Genomic DNA, 19,003 nt, shown 5'->3' with positions numbered 1-19,003 from the left:
AAAACATAACTTATTGCGATATGGTTACATTAAGGGCAAAGCATCTCTAATGACTTTAGCTCAACGATTAATAACATTTTTTCATTAATTTAAGTTGGCTAAATGCAGTTAAAATTTTTAACGGCCAGCCACCCAAAATCGACGCTTCCATTTTCCGGAGTAATAATGAAGCATGAATTATCAAGTATGAAGGCATTTGTCATACTGGCAGAGTCCAGTTCATTTAACAATGCCGCTAAATTACTCAATATTACGCAACCTGCATTAACGCGAAGAATAAAAAAGATGGAGGAAGATTTACATATCCAACTATTTGAGCGTACAACTCGCAAGGTTACGTTAACAAAAGCAGGAAAAAGGTTGCTCCCGGAGGCGCGGGAATTAATAAAGAAATTCGATGAAACGCTTTTTAATATTCGTGATATGAATGCTTATCATCGTGGTATGGTGACATTAGCGTGTATTCCGACCGCAGTATTTTATTTTTTACCGCTGGCAATCGGTAAATTTAATGAGCTGTATCCCAATATTAAAGTGCGGATTCTGGAACAAGGCACGAATAATTGCATGGAATCGGTGCTGTGTAACGAATCAGACTTTGGCATAAACATGAACAACGTCACAAATTCATCCATTGATTTTACCCCACTGGTCAACGAGCCGTTCGTGCTGGCCTGTCGGCGTGACCATCCATTGGCCAAAAAGCAGCTTGTTGAATGGCAGGAGTTAGTGGGTTACAAAATGATTGGCGTACGCTCCTCCAGCGGCAACCGACTGTTGATAGAACAACAGCTGGCCGACAAGCCCTGGAAGCTGGACTGGTTTTACGAAGTGCGTCATCTTTCGACGTCATTAGGACTGGTGGAGGCGGGACTGGGGATTTCGGCGCTTCCTGGTCTGGCAATGCCCCATGCACCCTATTCTTCGATTATTGGTATCCCGCTGGTGGAACCGGTTATACGTCGGACATTGGGGATTATTCGCCGCAAAGATGCCGTGCTTTCTCCGGCAGCTGAACGCTTTTTTGCCTTGCTGATTAATTTGTGGACTGACGATAAAGACAATTTGTGGACCAATATCGTCGAACGCCAGAGACATGCGTTACAGGAGATAGGTTAATACACCGGCGCAGAAGAGACTGCGCCGGGTAAATCAGCGGTTAGTGTGCGTTAACCACCACCCACATTGGTCCCTGCCCGACCGCATAGCGGCCTTTTTCATGCAGTAGCCCCTGCTCGCCAACAATTTCGTATACCGAGATGTGGTGAGATTTTTGCCCGGCGGCAATCAGATACTTGCCGCTGTGATCAACATTGAAGCCGCGCGGCTGGGTTTCCGTTGGCTGGAAGCCTTCTTTACTCAACACGCTGCCATCTTCCGAAACGCTGAAAACGGTAATCAGGCTGGCGGTACGGTCGCAGGCGTATAAATGACGACCATCCGGGGTGATATGAATATCAGCCGCCCAACGGGTGTCGGAGAAGTTTTCCGGCATCATATCCAGCGTCTGGACACATTCGATATTGCCATGCGGATCTTTCAGTTCCCAGACATCCACTGAGCTGTTTAACTCATTGACGCAATACGCATATTGTTCGTTTGGATGGAATACCATATGACGCGGGCCGGCCCCTTCAACGGTAGTCACTTCCGCAGGGTCCTGTGCCACCAGATGACCATCATCGCTGACCGTAAACAGACAAATGCGATCCTGCTTTAATGCCGGAACCCACAGCGTACGGTTGTCCGGTGAGATATTGGCGGAATGGCAACCGTCCAGCCCCTCGACCACATCGACGACGCCCACTGGCAGGCCATCTTCCAGACGCGTTACGCTCACGTTACCCGCATTGTAAGAACCTACAAAGACAAACTGCCCCTGGTGATCGGTGGAAATATGCGTCGGACTACCCGGCAGCGCAGACTCTGCGGCAAAGGTCAGTGCGCCATCGTCCGGGGCGATACGATACGCCAGGACGCGAAACTCAGGGCGCACACCAACATAGAGATAACGTTTGTCCGGGCTGACCACCATCGGCTGCACCTGCCCCGGCACATCGACAACCTGTGTCAGCGTCAGTGCGCCTTCATGATTCAGGTTCCAGACGTGAATTTGCTGGCTCTCAGGGCTGGCGATATAAACTGTTTGCTTCATGAATGCTCCTTTGCATTTAGCAACTGACTGTAACAGCTAAAATTAGTCGCTTTTGGCGGTGAATGCTGAATTAAAACGCAGAATTTTGTCCGATAGTGGTATCGGTGTACCATTCGCGCAGACGAAAATTCTTAACCTTAATCTGGAATACGCCATGACCACACGCGTGATTGCTCTCGACTTAGACGGCACCTTATTGACCCCGAAAAAGACCTTGCTTCCATCATCGATAGAAGCCCTGGCCCGCGCTTGCGAAGCAGGCTATCAATTAATCATCGTCACAGGTCGCCATCACGTCGCTATTCATCCTTTTTATCAGGCGCTGGCGCTGGATACACCTGCTATTTGCTGTAATGGCACCTATTTGTATGATTATCATGCAAAAACAGTGCTGGAAGCGGACCCAATGCCCGTTAATAAAGCCCTGCAACTCATTGAGATGCTGAATGAACACCACATTCACGGTCTGATGTATGTCGATGATGCAATGGTCTATGAGCACCCGACCGGGCATGTCATTCGCACGTCTAACTGGGCGCAAACCCTGCCACCGGAACAGCGTCCGACTTTCACACAAGTCGCTTCTCTGGCTGAAACGGCGCAACAAGTTAACGCCGTATGGAAGTTCGCCCTGACGCACGATGACCTGCCGCAATTGCAGCATTTTGGTAAGCATGTCGAACATGAACTGGGACTTGAGTGTGAATGGTCCTGGCACGATCAGGTTGATATTGCACGCGGCGGCAACAGCAAAGGTAAACGTTTGACGAAATGGGTTGAGGCACAAGGTTGGTCGATGGAAAACGTCGTGGCATTCGGCGATAACTTTAATGATATCAGTATGCTGGAAGCCGCTGGTACAGGCGTGGCGATGGGCAACGCCGATGACGCGGTAAAAGCGCGCGCCAACATTGTGATTGGTGATAACACCACCGACAGCATTGCCCAGTTCATTTATAGCCACCTGATTTAATCAGGCGGTTATCGACACACTTTTAATTTGCGCGTACAGCCACAGGCCTGGTTTGATCGCCAGTTCATCCCTGGCCCACGGGCTGATACGCGCCCACAGCGTTTTACCGCCGACTTCCAGCTCCACTTCCACCTGGCCGTTGTCGTCATAACTATTAACAACTTTTGCCCGCAATACGTTACGAATGCTGGTTTGCTGCGGCGGTTGTAAAACCAGAGAAACATCTGAAGCCTGAATGCGGATGCGTAGCGCAGCTTGCAGCGGTTCGTCCAGCTTATTGACCCACAAATGCTGATCGCCCAGCGCCAGCGCGGTCATCGCGTAATGCGGATGATGCTCAAGCACCGTCACTTTCAGAATGCTACTTTGTTGCTCTTTCGGCAGCCACGGATTCATCACGCTACTGCCCCACACTTCCTCCAGCACGCCAAAGGCTTTCACCTGACCGTTTTCCAGTACCATCACTCTGTCTGCCAGATGGAGGATCTCATCCAGCGAATGGCTGACATACAACATCGGAATGTTGATTTCCCGTGTCAGCCGTTGCAGATAAGGCAACAGTTCGCGTTTACGCGGAATATCCAGTGACGCCAGCGGTTCATCCAGCAACAGCAATTCCGGTGCTGTCAGCAAAGCCCGACCAATCGCCACGCGCTGTTTTTCGCCTCCGGACAGGCTGCCTGGTAAACGGTCAAGCAACGGTTCAATGCCTAAAAGCGCCACCAGCTTATCGAACTGATCGACCATACTTTTCGACATGCCGTAGCGCAGATTGCCACGCACTTTGTAATGCGGGAACAGCCGCGCATCCTGAAAAACATAGCCAACGCGACGCTTTTCCGGCGTCAGGCAGATACCTTTTTCGGCATCATTTAGTACCCGCCCATTGAGGACAATCCGCCCTTTTTGCGGGCGCGTCAGTCCACTGATGGCGTTAATCAGCGAAGTTTTTCCGGCACCGGAGACGCCAAAGATAGCAGTGATACCATTGGCGGGCAGCGTTTCATTAATGGTCAGGCAATGGTTGCCCAACGTCTGGGAAAAATTCAGTTCCAGCATGATTAGCGCCCCGCCCGTTCACGGCTGATTCTGGCCAGCCATTCTGAAATCAACAGGGAGATCATCGCCAGTGCAATAGAAATAATGCACAGTCTCGCCGCGCCACTTTCCCCGCCGGGGGTCTGGATCAGGGTATACATGGCAGAAGGAATGGTTCGCGTTTCACCAGGAATGTTCGACACAAAGGTGATGGTTGCACCAAACTCACCGAGAGAACGAGCAAAAGCCAGTACCGTACCAACAATAATGCCCGGTAAGGTCAGCGGTAACGTGATAGTAAAGAAAACGCGCCAGCGCCCGGCACCCAGTGTTCTTGCGGCCTGTTCCAGTTTGACATCAACCCCTTCCAGCGCCAGACGAATTGCCCGCACCATCAGCGGAAACGACATGACGGCGGCAGCGAGAACCGCGCCGCGCCAGCTAAAGGCGAAGGTAATGCCAAACCAGTCATACAGACGTTCACCGATAAATCCGCGCCGTCCCATCGAAACTAATAATAAGTAACCGACGACCACGGGCGGTAACACCAGCGGTAGATGCAGTACGCTATCGAGCAGAGCTTTGCCCGGAAACGTGCAACGCACCAGTAACCAGGCAAAAAAGATCCCAAACGGCAGGCTAAACAGCACAGCCAGGGAAGAAACTTTCAGGCTTAGTAAAACCGCCTGCCATTCTGGATCGGTCAGTATCATTACTTGGTTGTAAATCCGTAACGTTTAAAGATTTCCGCAGCCTGCGGCCCCTTCAGATAATCATAAAATGCTTTCACTGTCGCATTGTTATGCCCTTCCACAACAGCAACCGGGTATTCCACTTTTTTATGTGAATCTTCCGGGAAGGTGGCAACCACTTTTACCCCTTTGCTGGCAACTGCGTCAGAACCGTAAACAATACCCAGCGGCGCTTCATTGCGTTCGACCAACGCCAGCGCGCCACGAACATCTTCCGCCGGAGCCAGTTTCGGGGAGAGCGTATCCCATGCGCCCAGTTTTTGCAGTGCTTCTTTTGCATAAATGCCAGCGGGAACATGTTCCGGATCGCCAACCGCCAGGCGACCGCCATTCAGCAGTGAAGTCCAGTTGGTTTTGCTGTCGATGGTGAAATCTTTCTGCTCGCTGGCTTTCGGTGCTACAACGACCAGGCTATTGCCGAGCAGTGTCTGACGCGTAGCTGTATCGATCGCTTTTTTATCAACCGCATAATCCATCCATTTCTGATCGGCAGAAATAAACAGATCCGCAGGGGCTCCCGCTTCAATCTGACGGGCGAGAGTAGATGACGAAGCGAAAGAAGAAACCACATCCACGCCTTTCTCTTTTTTATACTGCGTAGCAATGTCCTGCATTGCGTTAGTCAGTGATGCGGCGGCGAACACCGTGATTTTCCCTTCATCTGCCAGTGCATTGCCAGCAACAGCGAAAGAGAGTGCCGCCCCGGCAAACAAGTTCAACCATTTACGAGCCATTGGTAACCCCTTAATGTAACGTTATGTAGGCGTCAATATAACGGCAAGTTCGGAATTTTCCCAGCAGTTATTGCTAACCTTTGTGAGGTAGATGAGAAAAAATATCGGCAGGAAAAGCAGGAAGTTGAGAAAAAGAAAATGCCCGACTAAGCGGGCATTCAGGGAATCAATGATTTTGTCCGGGCTGGTCTTTTTTACCAACACCAGAAAAGATGTTGAATACTTCACCAAGACCGTAAATCAGACCCAGGATGATGGCCATCACGACAGGTACCATGATTACGGCGAATACCAGACTTTTTAATAACTCTAACATGGTCAACTCCAGATATAGTCATGAGACTATTCTAACCGCTAAGCACAGAAAAGCACTCCCCTTTTGTGCGGTCAGCTTTGCGTGGCGTTCGTTTTCCGTCACAATAAGACTTTTGCCAGGACATTGTTATGCAGGCCGAAATCCTTCTCACCCTTAAGCTCCAACAAAAATTATTCGCCGACCCGCGCCGCATTTCGCTACTAAAACACATTGCGCTTTCCGGTTCCATTAGCCAGGGAGCGAAAGATGCCGGTATCAGCTATAAAAGCGCCTGGGATGCCATTAACGAGATGAATCAGTTAAGTGAGCATATTCTGGTTGAGCGCGCAACAGGCGGTAAAGGTGGAGGCGGCGCAGTACTGACCCGCTATGGTCAGCGACTGATTCAGCTCTATGACTTACTGGCGCAAATCCAGCAAAAAGCCTTTGATGTGTTAAGTGACGATGACGCCCTGCCGCTGAACAGCCTGCTGGCCGCGATCTCACGTTTTTCACTGCAAACCAGCGCCCGTAACCAATGGTTTGGCACCATCACCGCCCGCGATCATGATGACGTTCAACAGCATGTTGATGTCTTACTGGCTGACGGAAAAACACGCCTGAAAGTCGCAATTACCGCACAAAGCGGCGCGCGTCTGGGGCTGGATGAAGGCAAAGAAGTGTTGATATTACTAAAAGCGCCGTGGGTAGGCATTACTCAGGACGAAGCGGTCGCACAAAACGCCGACAACCAATTACCGGGTATTATTAGTCATATTGAGCGCGGCGCAGAGCAGTGCGAAGTATTAATGGCGCTACCCGACGGGCAAACACTGTGCGCCACAGTGCCGGTAAATGAAGCGACTTCTCTTCAGCAAGGACAGAATGTCACGGCCTACTTTAATGCCGACAGCGTGATTATCGCCACGCTGTGCTAAGCGTGTTGACAATTTGTTATGAAACACGTATCCCTGTCAGTAATCGCTGCACAAAATGGGATATAAAATGTCATCGTTGCAAATTTTGCAAGGCACGTTTCGTCTTAGCGACACAAAAACGCTGCAATTGCCTCAGCTAACGTTAAACGCGGGTGATAGTTGGGCGTTTGTCGGTTCGAATGGAAGCGGGAAATCGGCCCTGGCCCGTGCGCTGGCGGGGGAACTTCCGCTTTTGAAAGGTGAACGGCAAAGCCAGTTTTCCCACATCACTCGTCTCTCCTTCGAGCAATTGCAAAAGCTCGTCAGCGACGAATGGCAGCGGAATAACACCGATATGCTTAGTCCTGGCGAAGATGACACCGGGCGTACCACGGCTGAGATCATTCAGGATGAAGTAAAGGATACTCCGCGTTGCATGCAACTGGCGCAGCAGTTCGGTATTACCGCCCTCCTCGACCGACGCTTTAAATACCTTTCCACTGGCGAGACGCGAAAAACCCTGCTGTGCCAGGCGCTGATGTCGGAGCCTGACTTGTTGATCCTTGATGAACCGTTCGATGGCCTGGATGTTGCCTCACGTCAGCAGCTGGCTGAGCTACTCGCCTCGTTACATCAGTCCGGTATTACTCTGGTACTGGTGCTCAATCGCTTCGATGAGATCCCGGAGTTTGTCCAGTTTGCTGGCGTGCTGGCGGATTGCACGTTAGCGGAAACTAGCGCTAAAGAGGAACTGCTCCAACAAGCACTCGTCGCGCAACTGGCGCATAGTGAACAGCTTGAAGGTGTACAACTGCCGGAGCCGGATGAACCTTCAGCACGTCACGCCTTACCCGCCAACGAACCGCGCATTGTGCTGAACAACGGCGTGGTTTCTTATAACGATCGCCCCATTCTTAATAACCTTAGCTGGCAGGTGAATCCAGGCGAGCACTGGCAAATTGTCGGTCCAAATGGCGCGGGAAAATCGACGTTATTAAGCCTGATTACTGGCGATCATCCGCAAGGTTACAGCAACGATTTGACGCTTTTCGGACGACGTCGCGGCAGCGGCGAAACCATCTGGGATATCAAAAAGCATATCGGTTACGTCAGCAGTAGTTTGCATCTGGATTACCGGGTCAGCACTACCGTGCGTAATGTGATCCTTTCTGGCTATTTTGATTCGATTGGCATTTATCAGGCCGTTTCGGATCGCCAGCAAAAACTGGTGCAGCAGTGGCTGGATATTCTCGGCATTGATAAACGCACGGCTGACGCTCCGTTCCATAGTCTTTCCTGGGGGCAACAACGCCTGGCGCTGATCGTCCGTGCACTGGTGAAACATCCGACGTTGCTTATTCTCGATGAACCACTACAGGGGCTTGATCCGCTCAATCGCCAGCTTATCCGCCGGTTTGTTGATGTGCTGATTAGCGAAGGTGAAACGCAATTGTTGTTTGTTTCGCACCACGCTGAAGATGCGCCTGCCTGTATTACCCATCGTCTTGAGTTCGTGCCAGACGGCGGACTCTATCGCTATGTGCTGACAAAAATAAATTGAGTCGGTAGTGCTGACCGTGCCGTAGGCGGCCTAAGCGCCCTCTCCGGCCAACGGTTCGACGCATCCAGGCATGAAACCGCGTCTTTTTTTTCAGATAAAAAGCGCAATCATTCATAAACCCTCTGTTTTATAATCACTTAATCGCGCATAAAAAACGGCTAAATTCTTGTGTAAACGATTCCACTAATTTATTCCATGTCACACTTTTCGCATCTTTGTTATGCTATGGTTATTTCATACCATAAGCCTAATGGAGCGAATTATGAGAGTTCTGGTTACCGGTGGTAGCGGTTACATTGGAAGTCATACCTGTGTGCAATTACTGCAAAACGGTCATGATGTCATCATTCTTGATAACCTCTGTAACAGTAAGCGCAGCGTACTGCCCGTTATCGAGCGTTTAGGCGGCAAACATCCAACGTTTGTTGAAGGCGATATCCGTAACGAAGCGTTGATGACCGAGATCCTGCACGATCACGCTATCGACACCGTGATCCACTTCGCCGGGCTGAAAGCCGTTGGCGAATCGGTACAAAAACCGCTGGAATATTACGACAACAATGTTAACGGCACCCTGCGCCTGATTAGCGCCATGCGCGCCGCGAACGTCAAAAACTTTATCTTTAGCTCCTCCGCCACCGTTTATGGCGATCAGCCCAAAATTCCATACGTTGAAAGCTTCCCGACCGGCACACCGCAAAGCCCTTACGGCAAAAGCAAACTGATGGTTGAACAGATCCTCACCGATCTGCAAAAAGCCCAGCCGGACTGGAGCATTGCCCTGCTGCGCTACTTCAACCCGGTTGGCGCACATCCGTCGGGCGATATGGGCGAAGATCCGCAAGGCATTCCGAATAACCTGATGCCATACATCGCCCAGGTTGCTGTAGGCCGTCGCGACTCGCTGGCGATTTTTGGTAACGATTATCCGACCGAAGACGGTACTGGCGTACGCGATTACATCCACGTAATGGATCTGGCGGACGGTCACGTCGTGGCGATGGAGAAACTGGCGAACAAGCCAGGCGTACACATCTACAACCTCGGCGCTGGCGTAGGCAGCAGCGTGCTGGACGTGGTTAATGCCTTCAGCAAAGCCTGCGGCAAACCAGTTAACTATCATTTTGCACCGCGTCGCGAGGGCGACCTTCCGGCCTACTGGGCGGACGCCAGCAAAGCCGACCGTGAACTGAACTGGCGCGTGACGCGCACACTCGATGAAATGGCGCAGGACACCTGGCACTGGCAGTCACGCCATCCACAGGGATATCCCGATTAAGGAACGACCATGACGCAATTTAATCCCGTTGATCATCCACATCGCCGCTACAACCCGCTCACCGGGCAATGGATTCTGGTTTCACCGCACCGCGCTAAGCGCCCCTGGCAGGGGGCGCAGGAAACGCCAGCCAAACAGGTGTTACCTGCGCACGATCCAGATTGCTTCCTCTGCGCAGGTAATGTGCGGGTGACTGGCGATAAAAACCCCGATTACACCGGGACTTACGTTTTCACTAATGATTTTGCGGCCTTGATGTCTGACACGCCAGATGCGCCAGAAAGCAACGATCCGCTGATGCGTTGCCAGAGCGCGCGCGGTACCAGCCGGGTGATCTGCTTTTCACCGGATCACAGTAAAACGTTGCCAGAACTGAGCGTTGCGGCATTGACGGAAATCGTCAAAACCTGGCAGGAGCAAACCGCAGAGCTGGGAAAAACGTACCCGTGGGTGCAGGTCTTTGAAAACAAAGGTGCGGCGATGGGCTGCTCTAACCCGCATCCGCACGGACAGGTTTGGGCAAATAGCTTCCTGCCTAACGAAGCTGAGCGCGAAGACCGCCTGCAAAAAGAATATTTTGCCGAGCAGAAATCGCCAATGCTGGTGGATTATGTTCAGCGCGAGCTGGCAGACGGTAGCCGTACCGTTGTCGAAACCGAACACTGGTTAGCCGTCGTGCCTTACTGGGCTGCCTGGCCGTTCGAAACGCTACTGCTGCCCAAAGCCCACGTTTTACGGATCACCGATTTGACCGACGCCCAGCGCAGCGATTTGGCACTGGCGTTGAAAAAGCTGACCAGTCGTTATGACAACCTCTTCCAGTGCTCCTTCCCCTACTCTATGGGCTGGCACGGCGCGCCATTTAATGGCGAAGAGAATCAACACTGGCAGCTGCACGCGCACTTTTATCCGCCTCTGTTGCGCTCCGCCACCGTACGTAAATTTATGGTTGGTTATGAAATGCTGGCAGAGACCCAGCGAGACCTGACCGCAGAACAGGCAGCAGAGCGTTTGCGCGCAGTCAGCGATATCCATTTTCGCGAATCCGGAGTGTAAGAAATGAGTCTGAAAGAAAAAACACAATCTCTGTTTGCCAACGCATTTGGCTACCCTGCCACTCACACCATTCAGGCGCCTGGCCGCGTGAATTTGATTGGTGAACACACCGACTACAACGACGGTTTCGTTCTGCCCTGCGCGATTGATTATCAAACCGTGATCAGCTGTGCGCCACGCGATGACCATAAAGTTCGCGTAATGGCAGCCGATTATGAAAATCAGCTCGACGAGTTTTCCCTCGATGCGCCCATTGTCGCGCATGAAAACTATCAATGGGCTAACTACGTTCGTGGCGTGGTGAAACATCTGCAACTGCGTAACAACAGCTTCGGCGGCGTGGACATGGTGATCAGCGGCAATGTGCCGCAGGGTGCCGGGTTAAGTTCTTCCGCTTCACTGGAAGTCGCGGTCGGAACTGTATTGCAGCAGCTTTATCATTTGCCGCTGGATGGCGCACAAATCGCGCTTAACGGTCAAGAAGCAGAAAACCAGTTTGTTGGCTGTAACTGCGGGATCATGGATCAGCTAATTTCCGCACTCGGCAAGAAAGATCATGCCTTGCTGATTGACTGCCGCTCACTGGGGACTAAAGCAGTTTCCATGCCGAAAGGTGTGGCTGTCGTCATCATTAACAGTAACTTCAAACGTACCCTGGTTGGCAGCGAATACAACACCCGTCGTGAACAGTGCGAAACCGGTGCGCGTTTCTTCCAGCAGCCAGCCCTGCGCGATGTCACCATTGAAGAGTTCAACGCTGTTGCGCATGAACTGGACCCGATCGTGGCAAAACGCGTGCGTCATATCCTGACTGAAAACGCCCGCACCGTTGAAGCTGCCAGCGCGCTGGAGCAAGGCGACCTGAAACGTATGGGCGAGTTGATGGCGGAGTCTCATGCCTCTATGCGCGATGATTTCGAAATCACCGTGCCGCAAATTGACACTCTGGTAGAAATCGTCAAAGCTGTGATTGGCGACAAAGGTGGCGTACGCATGACCGGCGGCGGATTTGGCGGCTGTATCGTCGCGCTGATCCCGGAAGAGCTGGTGCCTGCCGTACAGCAAGCTGTCGCTGAACAATATGAAGCAAAAACAGGTATTAAAGAGACTTTTTACGTTTGTAAACCATCACAAGGAGCAGGACAGTGCTGAACGAAACTCCCGCACTGGCACCCGATGGTCAGCCGTACCGACTGTTAACTTTGCGTAACAACGCAGGGATGGTAGTCACGCTGATGGACTGGGGTGCGACTTTACTTTCAGCCCGTATTCCGCTTTCCGATGGCAGCGTCCGCGAGGCGCTGCTCGGCTGTGCCAGCCCGGAATGCTATCAGGATCAGGCCGCGTTTCTGGGGGCCTCTATTGGTCGTTATGCCAACCGTATCGCCAATAGCCGTTATACCTTTGACGGTGAAACCGTGACGCTTTCGCCAAGTCAGGGCGTTAACCAGCTGCACGGCGGCCCGGAAGGGTTCGACAAACGTCGCTGGCAGATTGTGAACCAGAACGATCGTCAGGTACTGTTTGCCCTGAGTTCAGATGATGGCGATCAGGGCTTCCCGGGTAATCTCGGTGCGACGGTGCAATATCGTCTGACCGACGATAACCGTATCTCCATTACTTATCGCGCCACAGTTGATAAACCTTGCCCGGTGAATATGACTAATCACGTCTATTTCAATCTTGACGGCGAGCAGTCTGACGTGCGCAATCACAAGTTGCAGATTCTGGCGGACGAATATCTGCCGGTTGATGAAGGCGGCATTCCGCTCGACGGCCTGAAATCTGTCGCCGGAACGTCTTTTGATTTCCGCAGCGCCAAAATCATCGCCAGTGAGTTTCTTGCCGACGACGATCAGCGCAAAGTGAAAGGTTACGATCACGCATTCTTGTTACAGGCCAAAGGCGATGGCAAGAAAGTGGCGGCGCATGTCTGGTCAGCAGATGAAAAATTGCAGCTGAAGGTCTACACCACCGCTCCGGCTCTGCAATTCTACTCCGGCAACTACCTCGGCGGCACACCGTCGCGGGGAACCGAACCTTACGCCGACTGGCAAGGGCTAGCTCTGGAAAGCGAGTTTCTGCCGGACAGCCCGAACCACCCTGAATGGCCGCAACCGGACTGCTTCCTGCGTCCTGGCGAAGAGTATTCCAGCCTGACGGAATATCAGTTTATTGCTGAGTAATGTTAAGCCCTCGTACTGAGGGCTTTATCCTCATATTGTTCAAATCACCAGCAAACACCGACATATTTGCAACTCAATATTCACAACAACCTTACACTGCGACACTATTTTCGCTATGGTTATGCGTAAGCATTGCTGTTGCTTCGTCACGGCAATATAATGAGAATTATTATCATTAAAAGATGATTTGAGGAGTAAGTATATGGCTGTAACTAAGCTGGTTCTGGTTCGTCATGGCGAAAGTCAGTGGAACAAAGAAAACCGTTTCACCGGTTGGTACGACGTGGATCTGTCTGAGAAAGGCGTAAGCGAAGCAAAAGCAGCAGGTAAGCTGCTGAAAGAGGAAGGTTACAGCTTTGACTTTGCTTACACCTCTGTGCTGAAACGCGCTATTCATACCCTGTGGAATGTGCTGGACGAACTGGATCAGGCATGGCTGCCCGTTGAGAAATCCTGGAAACTGAACGAACGTCACTACGGTGCGTTGCAGGGTCTGAACAAAGCGGAAACTGCTGAAAAGTATGGCGACGAGCAGGTGAAACAGTGGCGTCGTGGTTTTGCAGTGACTCCGCCGGAACTGACTAAAGATGATGAGCGTTATCCGGGTCACGATCCGCGTTACGCGAAACTGAGCGAGAAAGAACTGCCGCTGACGGAAAGCCTGGCGCTGACCATTGACCGCGTGATCCCTTACTGGAATGAAACCATTCTGCCGCGTATGAAGAGCGGTGAGCGCGTAATCATCGCCGCACACGGTAACTCGTTACGTGCGCTGGTGAAATATCTCGATAACATGAGCGAAGAAGAGATTCTTGAGCTGAATATCCCGACTGGTGTGCCACTGGTGTATGAGTTCGACGAGAATTTCAAACCGTTGAAACGCTATTATCTGGGTAATGCTGACGAGATCGCGGCGAAAGCAGCGGCCGTTGCGAACCAGGGTAAAGCGAAGTAAACGTCATTCGCTTAAAAATGAGAAAGCCGACTGCAAGTGAGTCGGCTTTTTTGTTTGTCGTTGCTAACAATGGAGCACATTGCCTGATGCGACGCTACGCGTCTTGTCAGGGCTACGGTGATTCATCGGATACGCCACTCTGACGGCGCATCCGACAATTAAACCTTACCCGCGACGCGCTTTTACTGCATTCGCCAGTTGACGTAATAGAGCATCGGTATCTTCCCAGCCGATGCAGGCATCAGTGATGCTCTTTCCGTAGGCCAGCGGCTCCCCGCTCTCGAGGCTCTGATTGCCTTCCACCAGATGGCTTTCCACCATCACGCCAATAATGGCCTTTTCGCCACCGGCAATCTGCTGGCAAACGTCAGCACAAACATCCATCTGCTTTTTGAATTGTTTGGACGAATTAGCATGGCTGAAATCGATCATCACCTGTGCTGGCAGGCCTGCTTTGTTCAGCCCTTCTTTCACTTCAGCAACGTGCTTCGCACTGTAGTTAGGCTCTTTACCGCCGCGCAGAATGATATGGCAATCGCCGTTACCGCTGGTATTCACAATCGCCGAATGCCCCCATTTCGTTACGGACAGGAAGCAGTGCGGCGCACCGGCGGCATTAATGGCATCGATAGCCACTTTAATCGTACCATCAGTGCCATTTTTGAAGCCTACCGGGCAAGAAAGCCCTGATGCCAGTTCGCGGTGCACCTGCGATTCCGTAGTACGTGCGCCAATTGCGCCCCAGCTCATCAGGTCAGCGAGATATTGTGGGGTGATCATATCCAGGAATTCACCCGCCGCTGGCAGACCGCTGTCGTTAATATCGAGCAGCAATTTGCGGGCAATACGCAGACCGTCGTTGATCTGGAAGCTGTTATCCATATGCGGATCGTTAATCAGCCCTTTCCAGCCCACTGTAGTACGCGGCTTTTCAAAATAGACGCGCATCACGATTTCCAGCTCATCTTGCAGCTCTTCACGCAGCGTCAGCAAGCGAGCGGCATACTCTTTAGCCGCGACAGGATCATGAATTGAGCACGGACCAATCACCACCAACAGGCGATCATCATTACCTTTCAGGATTTTATGGATCGCTTTTCGGGCATGGGCGACCGTATTCGCGGCATTTTCAGTAGCGGGGAATTTTTCCAGCAATGCGACAGGAGGAAGTAACTCTTTGATTTCTTTGATGCGTAAATCGTCGTTCTGATAATTCATGTCTGTTCCAGTGTTGCCATACTTATCTTAGTGAATGCAATACTTCCAATCTATATCTTCCGTCAGAATGTGTAAACGGGGTTTTACACTATGAACGGATTAATCCTGGAATTAGCAAGAAAAACGCCAGATTGTCGCGAAAAACGAGATCTCTCCTACAATTTCTAACTGTAACTCCTTTGTTTGTTAATTATTTCAAGATTCTCTGCTGGGTATCTTAGCCTGGCTGAAATCTTAAACCATTGCCTTATATTCACCTGCAAATGCACTGTTGGAAGAGGTTATCCGACATAACGACCATAACAGGAGCATCCTATGAAAATGACAAAACTGGCCACACTATTTTTGACTGCCACTCTAAGCCTTGCCAGCGGTGCCGCACTGGCTGCCGATAGCGGAGCGCAAAGCAATAACGGCCAGGCAAACGCCGCAGCTGATGCGGGCCAGGTAGCCCCTGATGCCCGTGAAAATGTCGCGCCAAATAACGTCGACAATAACGGGGTAAATACCGGTTCTGGCGGCACAATGCTGCATCCGGATGGTTCTTCAATGAACAATGACGGCATGACCAAAGATGAAGAGCACAAGAACACCATGTGCAAAGATGGTCGCTGTCCGGATATCAATAAAAAGGTACAAACTGGTGATGGCATCAACAATGATGTCGATACCAAAACCGACGGTACCACGCAGTAACCCTGCGAAATAGCCAATAATGGGAGAGCGGAGTCTCTCCCTTTTAATTTTTCCCTTCTAAAAGCAGTATGATGTCATAAAGTTAAGTGAGAATAATTAAGGGATGACTCGTCATGGCGCACTCACACTCACACACTTCCTCACACCTGCCAGAAGATAATAATGCTCGTCGCTTGTTGTATGCTTTCGGCGTGACTGCCGGGTTTATGCTCGTAGAAGTCATTGGTGGTTTTCTTTCCGGTTCTCTGGCATTGCTGGCCGATGCGGGTCATATGTTGACCGATACTGCCGCCCTGCTTTTCGCCCTACTCGCAGTGCAATTTTCCCGTCGTCCTCCCACCATTCGCCACACTTTCGGTTGGCTAAGATTGACCACGCTCGCGGCGTTTGTGAATGCCATCGCCCTGGTGGTGATTACTATTTTGATTGTCTGGGAGGCGATAGAACGCTTCCGCACTCCGCGTCCGGTCGAGGGCGGCATGATGATGGCAATTGCCGTGGCTGGGCTGCTGGCAAATATACTTTCTTTCTGGTTACTTCATCACGGCAGCGAAGAGAAAAACCTCAACGTGCGAGCAGCGGCACTGCATGTGCTCGGGGACCTGCTGGGTTCGGTTGGGGCTATTATTGCCGCGTTGATTATTATCTGGACCGGCTGGACACCTGCTGACCCCATTCTCTCAATACTGGTGTCGCTTCTGGTTCTGCGTAGCGCGTGGCGACTGTTGAAAGATAGCGTGAATGAATTACTTGAAGGTGCACCGGTATCGCTGGATATCGCCGAACTGAAGCGTCGTATGTGCCGGGAAATCCCGGAAGTCCGCAATGTGCACCATGTACATGTATGGATGGTAGGCGAGAAGCCGGTGATGACGCTGCATGTGCAGGTGATCCCGCCACACGATCACGATGCCTTGTTAGATCAGATCCAACACTACCTGATGGATCACTATCAGATTGAACACGCCACTATTCAGATGGAATATCAACCTTGTCATGGGCCAGACTGCCACCTGAATGAAGGGGTGTCTGGCCATTCACATCATCACCATTAATGGGACAGCGCGCGTGAACCTCTTTCGCGTGCGCTGTTGATCCACATCCGGCTGCCGTTGAGGGTAATAAAGGTCAGGATGATGTACTCCAGAGACATGGCGTAAACGCCCTGAAGTGCAAAAATAACGACGCTAATCACGTTAATAATCACCCACAACAGCCAGTTTTCCACATACTTACGCGTCATCAGAATCATTGCCACGATAGATAACACCATCATGCAGGAATCCCAGAACGGGAAAGCGTCCGGCTGTAGTTCAGGCATCGCAACCTGTAATCCTAATGCTTGCATGATCATGACTGCCACGCGGGTCAAAAATGCAAACACCGGATTGATAAATACCGTCATCAGACCAATCGAAACAACGCAAACCGCCAACCAGCTTAGCGCCTTCGGCAATGGCAACCAGCGAATTTTCAACTCCGCCTCGTTCTGACTGGTTTGTCGCGACCACGCATACCAGCCGTAAATATTCGCGGCAAAGAAAAACACCTGTAATAGCAGGCTGGCATACAGCAGAATCTGAAAGAAAATAATGCCAAACAATGTGACGTTGATCAGGCCAAAGAAGTAGTTGCTGATCTTCTCCAGACTGGCAAGGCCAATACACAGCAACCCGGCGATCGTGCCTACCGCTTCGATCCATGAGAGATCATAACCGCCTGCTCCTATTGGTATATGTACCAGGATATTCTGCACACTAAAAAAATCCATCTTTCCCCCAAAGCGTAACGTTACGCCTTATTATTCGTTATCCACGTAGTGTAGCCGCAAAATCCAGCATACGATTGAGCGGCACCAGCGCCCTCTCTCGCAGCCTTTCCTCAACATGAACCTCGTGATTGCTTCCTTCCTGTTCTAATGCCTCTGCGATGGCCTGAAGGCCATTCATGGCCATCCACGGACAATGCGCGCAGCTGCGGCAGGTTGCGCCCTCACCCGCGGTTGGTGCTTCCAGTAACTCTTTATCTGGTACCGCCTGCTGCATTTTGTAGAAAATACCCCGATCGGTTGCCACGATAAGTCGCTGATGTGGCAATGTTTTCGCAGCAGCGATCAGTTGACTGGTGGAACCGACCGCATCCGCCATCTCTACAATAGCTTGCGGTGATTCTGGATGCACCAGTATGGCAGCATCCGGGTATTCTTCTTGCAAGCGGGTTAACGCCTGAGTCTTAAATTCATCATGCACAATGCAGGCACCCTGCCAGCATAAAATGTCTGCGCCCGTCTGTTTTTGCACGTAACGCCCCAGATGTTTGTCGGGTGCCCAGATGATTTTTTCACCCAAACTATCCAGATGATCAATAAGTTCGACGGCAATGCTTGAAGTTACCACCCAATCTGCCCGCGCTTTTACCGCAGTAGAAGTGTTGGCGTAGACGACGACAGTATGATCGGGATGGGCATCGCAAAACGCGTTAAATTCTTCAACAGGGCAGCCGAGATCCAGTGAACATTCAGCCTGAAGTGTCGGCATCAGAATTGTTTTTTCCGAACTGAGAATTTTGGCGGTTTCTCCCATAAATCTCACCCCAGCGACTAACAACGTAGAAGCGGGATGCTTTGCACCGAAGCGCGCCATTTCCAGAGAATCAGAAATACAGCCACCGGTTTCTTCTGCCAGTTGTTGAATTTCGGGATCGGTATAGTAATGGGCAACCATCACCGCATTACGTTCTTTTAGCAGACGTTTTATCTTCTCGCGGTAATACGCTTTTTCATCAATGCTTAACGGCGTCGGCTTCGGGGGGAAAGGATAAATCGCCGTGTCTGGATCAAACATCACGCTCATCTTACCATCTCGTTTCACAGGCTTAACGTTAAAACCGACTTAAGCGTGATATTCGCTATTATCGGCGTAATTTGTTTTATATGCTAAACAAGATAGTCGAATGGTGGGGAAAAGTCACTCGAATTACGTATGAGATGACGAATGCCACACTTTGCGTCTTATTCCTCCGACGTAGAGTTGTTTACGCAGCAAGCGCGGAGTATGTCATCAGGGTTAAGAATTGAAATTGAGAGATGCCTGAATAGCAAAAAAGCGCCTTTAGGGCGCTTTTTTACATTGGTGGGTCGTGCAGGATGACTCGCTTCGCTCGCCCTTCGGGCCGTCGCCGCGAGCGGC

Annotated in this window: 19 protein-coding genes; 11 read left to right on the top strand and 8 right to left on the bottom strand. The window is 51.2% G+C overall.

The window, feature by feature from the left end:
• Positions 1-165: 165 nt before the first annotated feature.
• A complete protein-coding gene (locus tag G434_RS02010) occupies positions 166-1,119 on the top strand; it encodes a LysR family transcriptional regulator (RefSeq protein WP_000679972.1) in 954 nt (317 codons plus the stop codon).
• A 40-nt stretch (positions 1,120-1,159) separates the two neighbouring features.
• Here the strand turns inward: G434_RS02010 and pgl are convergent, their stop codons facing one another.
• A complete protein-coding gene (gene pgl / locus G434_RS02015) occupies positions 1,160-2,155 on the bottom strand; it encodes a 6-phosphogluconolactonase (RefSeq protein WP_000815435.1) in 996 nt (331 codons plus the stop codon).
• A 154-nt stretch (positions 2,156-2,309) separates the two neighbouring features.
• On the opposite strand from pgl, the gene ybhA reads away from it, so the two are divergent.
• Positions 2,310-3,128: a bifunctional pyridoxal phosphate/fructose-1,6-bisphosphate phosphatase gene (gene ybhA / locus G434_RS02020; RefSeq protein WP_001309353.1), complete on the top strand. Its 819-nt coding sequence runs from the start codon at positions 2,310-2,312 to the stop codon at positions 3,126-3,128.
• Here ybhA and modC read toward each other — a convergent pair whose 3' ends face one another.
• The 4 genes from modC to acrZ all read right to left on the bottom strand — a co-directional run bounded on the left by modC (position 3,129) and on the right by acrZ (position 5,968).
• Positions 3,129-4,187 (bottom strand): molybdenum ABC transporter ATP-binding protein ModC, encoded by a 1,059-nt coding sequence (gene modC, locus G434_RS02025; RefSeq protein ID WP_000891696.1) that lies wholly within the window; start codon positions 4,185-4,187, stop codon positions 3,129-3,131.
• Between the two features lie 2 nt (positions 4,188-4,189).
• Positions 4,190-4,879: a molybdate ABC transporter permease subunit gene (gene modB / locus G434_RS02030; protein ID WP_000604034.1), complete on the bottom strand. Its 690-nt coding sequence runs from the start codon at positions 4,877-4,879 to the stop codon at positions 4,190-4,192.
• Positions 4,879-5,652 (bottom strand): molybdate ABC transporter substrate-binding protein, encoded by a 774-nt coding sequence (modA, locus tag G434_RS02035; protein WP_000101994.1) that lies wholly within the window; start codon positions 5,650-5,652, stop codon positions 4,879-4,881. The genes modB and modA overlap by 1 nt, the downstream gene beginning before the upstream one ends.
• A gap of 166 nt (positions 5,653-5,818) precedes the next feature.
• The gene (gene acrZ / locus G434_RS02040; RefSeq protein WP_000891515.1) at positions 5,819-5,968 is read right to left on the bottom strand and encodes a multidrug efflux pump accessory protein AcrZ; all 150 of its coding nucleotides are present in this window, start codon (positions 5,966-5,968) and stop codon (positions 5,819-5,821) included.
• A 128-nt stretch (positions 5,969-6,096) separates the two neighbouring features.
• Between acrZ and modE the strand changes: the two genes are divergently transcribed.
• From modE to gpmA, 7 genes are all read left to right on the top strand, one after another.
• A complete protein-coding gene (gene modE / locus G434_RS02045) occupies positions 6,097-6,885 on the top strand; it encodes a molybdenum-dependent transcriptional regulator (RefSeq protein WP_001147439.1) in 789 nt (262 codons plus the stop codon).
• 67 nt (positions 6,886-6,952) lie between these two features.
• Positions 6,953-8,425 carry a molybdate ABC transporter ATP-binding protein ModF gene (modF, locus tag G434_RS02050; RefSeq protein ID WP_000096900.1) on the top strand — a complete coding sequence of 491 codons (1,473 nt, stop codon included), beginning with the start codon at positions 6,953-6,955 and terminating at the stop codon, positions 8,423-8,425.
• 262 nt (positions 8,426-8,687) lie between these two features.
• A complete protein-coding gene (gene galE, locus G434_RS02055; RefSeq protein ID WP_001265443.1) occupies positions 8,688-9,704 on the top strand; it encodes a UDP-glucose 4-epimerase GalE in 1,017 nt (338 codons plus the stop codon).
• A gap of 9 nt (positions 9,705-9,713) precedes the next feature.
• Entirely contained in the window at positions 9,714-10,760 is a 1,047-nt protein-coding gene (gene galT, locus G434_RS02060) for a galactose-1-phosphate uridylyltransferase (RefSeq protein ID WP_000191517.1), read from the top strand.
• A gap of 3 nt (positions 10,761-10,763) precedes the next feature.
• Positions 10,764-11,912: a galactokinase gene (gene galK, locus G434_RS02065; protein WP_000053399.1), complete on the top strand. Its 1,149-nt coding sequence runs from the start codon at positions 10,764-10,766 to the stop codon at positions 11,910-11,912.
• The gene (gene galM, locus G434_RS02070; protein WP_000931394.1) at positions 11,906-12,946 is read left to right on the top strand and encodes a galactose-1-epimerase; all 1,041 of its coding nucleotides are present in this window, start codon (positions 11,906-11,908) and stop codon (positions 12,944-12,946) included. The genes galK and galM overlap by 7 nt, the downstream gene beginning before the upstream one ends.
• Before the next feature lie 202 nt (positions 12,947-13,148).
• Positions 13,149-13,901 carry a 2,3-diphosphoglycerate-dependent phosphoglycerate mutase gene (gene gpmA / locus G434_RS02075; protein ID WP_001295305.1) on the top strand — a complete coding sequence of 251 codons (753 nt, stop codon included), beginning with the start codon at positions 13,149-13,151 and terminating at the stop codon, positions 13,899-13,901.
• A gap of 165 nt (positions 13,902-14,066) precedes the next feature.
• Here the strand turns inward: gpmA and aroG are convergent, their stop codons facing one another.
• Complete coding sequence (gene aroG / locus G434_RS02080; protein WP_001109183.1) at positions 14,067-15,119, bottom strand: 3-deoxy-7-phosphoheptulonate synthase AroG; 1,053 nt, start codon at positions 15,117-15,119, stop codon at positions 14,067-14,069.
• 315 nt (positions 15,120-15,434) lie between these two features.
• Here aroG and G434_RS02085 point away from each other — a divergent pair, with 315 nt between their 5' ends.
• Together G434_RS02085 and zitB are read left to right on the top strand one after the other, a co-directional pair.
• Positions 15,435-15,815, top strand: a complete 381-nt coding sequence (locus G434_RS02085; RefSeq protein WP_000784342.1) for a YbgS-like family protein — start codon at positions 15,435-15,437, stop codon at positions 15,813-15,815.
• A gap of 113 nt (positions 15,816-15,928) precedes the next feature.
• Positions 15,929-16,870: a CDF family zinc transporter ZitB gene (zitB, locus tag G434_RS02090; protein WP_000951276.1), complete on the top strand. Its 942-nt coding sequence runs from the start codon at positions 15,929-15,931 to the stop codon at positions 16,868-16,870.
• Here the strand turns inward: zitB and pnuC are convergent.
• Both pnuC and nadA read right to left on the bottom strand, forming a co-directional pair.
• Entirely contained in the window at positions 16,867-17,586 is a 720-nt protein-coding gene (pnuC, locus tag G434_RS02095; protein WP_000345388.1) for a nicotinamide riboside transporter PnuC, read from the bottom strand. The two genes, zitB and pnuC, sit on opposite strands and share 4 nt — an antisense overlap.
• A 37-nt stretch (positions 17,587-17,623) precedes the next feature.
• Entirely contained in the window at positions 17,624-18,667 is a 1,044-nt protein-coding gene (nadA, locus tag G434_RS02100; RefSeq protein ID WP_000115310.1) for a quinolinate synthase NadA, read from the bottom strand.
• Positions 18,668-19,003: the final 336 nt, after the last annotated feature.

The organism is Escherichia sp. KTE172 (assembly GCF_000408845.1).
Classification (GTDB): domain Bacteria; phylum Pseudomonadota; class Gammaproteobacteria; order Enterobacterales; family Enterobacteriaceae; genus Escherichia; species Escherichia coli.
The sequence above is the reverse complement of the archived record's forward strand: the minus strand, read 5'-3'. Positions and strand labels throughout refer to the sequence as shown.